This window comes from Allobosea rubneri, assembly GCF_032464875.1.
Classification (GTDB): Bacteria; Pseudomonadota; Alphaproteobacteria; order Rhizobiales; family Beijerinckiaceae; genus Allobosea; species Allobosea rubneri.
This window is the reverse complement of the sequence record NZ_JAWDID010000123.1, coordinates 1-1,532: the sequence shown is the minus strand read 5'-3', so window position 1 is coordinate 1,532 and position 1,532 is coordinate 1. Positions and strand designations below refer to the sequence as shown.

1 protein-coding gene is annotated in these 1,532 nt (G+C 65.9%); it reads left to right on the top strand.

All coding sequences use genetic code 11. The features are described from left to right. Positions 1 to 73 precede the first annotated feature (73 nt). Entirely contained in the window at positions 74 to 1,459 is a 1,386-nt protein-coding gene (locus tag RKE40_RS29545; RefSeq protein WP_316021720.1) for an IS1182 family transposase, read from the top strand. Positions 1,460 to 1,532: the final 73 nt, after the last annotated feature.

Sequence of the window (1,532 nt, the reverse complement as noted above, 5' to 3'; positions counted from 1 at the left end):
GATGTTGTTGAAAAAGTCGGCGTTGCTGCGGGCGTGAAGTCCTGATTCAGTCGCCCTTGCGGAGGGCGGCGCGATGATGGGCGAGCGGCAGGTGGCGCAGGAGGCTCTGTTCTACGAGTTCAGCCTGGATCGCCACGTCCCGGCCGATCACTGGGTTCGCGCCATCGACCGCTTCGTTGATCTCTCGGAGATCCGCGCGCATCTGCGCCCGTTCTACAGCGAGACGGGCCGACCCTCGATCGACCCGGAGCTGATGATCCGGATGCTGCTCATCGGCTATTGCTTCGGCATCCGCTCCGAGCGGCGCCTGTGCGAGGAAGTGCATCTCAATCTGGCCTATCGCTGGTTCTGCCGGCTCGGGCTCGAAGGGGACGTGCCTGACCATTCCACCTTCTCGAAGAACCGGCACGGCCGTTTCCGCGACAGCGATCTTCTCCGCGAGCTGTTCGAGACGACGGTTCGGCGCTGCATAGCGGAAGGACTCGTCGGCGGCGAAGGCTTCGCGGTCGATGCCAGCCTGATCAAGGCCGACGCCAACAAGCAACGCTCGGCCGAAGCGTCCGAGCCGGTCGATTGGGACGATCTCGCCCGGACACGGCGCTCGGTCCGCGAGTATCTCGACACGCTCGACGCGGCCGCCTGGGGCGCAGCCAGTGAGACCAAGCCGAAGTTCGTCTCCCGCTCTGATCCGGCGGCGCAATGGACCGGAGCCCTGAAGGGCCACGCCTTCTTCGCCTACGCCACCAACTATCTGATCGACCTCGATCATGCCGTCATCGTCGATGTCGAGGCCAGCCGCGCCATCCGGCAGGCCGAGGTCGGCTCGGCTCGAACCATGCTTGACCGGACGCAGGATCGCTTCGGCCTCTGGCCGGCCCGGCTCGCCGCCGATAGCGCCTACGGCTCGGCCGAGAACCTCGCCTGGCTGGTGCATGAGCGCGGGATCGAGCCGCATATCCCGGTCTTCGACAAATCCCAGCGCAGCGACGGCACCTTCAGCCGCTCCGACTTCGCCTATGACCATGCCCGCGATCTCTACACCTGCCCGGGCGGGAAGGAGCTTCGCCAGTATCGACGTCCCCTCAGCGTTGGTCGCGACGGTGTCGACCCCGAAGGCTTCAGGCGCTACCGCGCCAGCAAGTTCGACTGCGACGCCTGCTCGCTGAAACCGCGGTGCTGCCCGAGCCCCCCAGCCCGCAAGATCCTGCGCTCGATCCACGAGGGCGCCCGCGACATGGCCAGGGACATCGCCGCGACCGACGCCTATGTCATCTCGCGGCGAGAGCGGAAGAAGGTCGAGATGCTCTTCGCCCATCTCAAGCGCATCCTGAGGCTCGACCGGCTGCGACTACGCGGACCGAATGGCGCCAGAGACGAGTTCCACCTCGCCGCAGCCGCCCAGAACCTCAGAAAGCTCGCCAAGCTCCTGCCGAATGGACCTCAGATCAGGCCAGCATGAGAGGGCGAGCCTCAGTCGGCCAAATCCGCCACACCGCGGCGACGCTCAGCTGGCCGACTTTTTCAACGGTATC

Coding starts and splice junctions, on each gene's coding strand:
- RKE40_RS29545 (WP_316021720.1), top strand. CDS start 74: ATGATGGGCGAGCGGCAGGTGGCGCAGGAGGCTCTGTTCTACGAGTTC.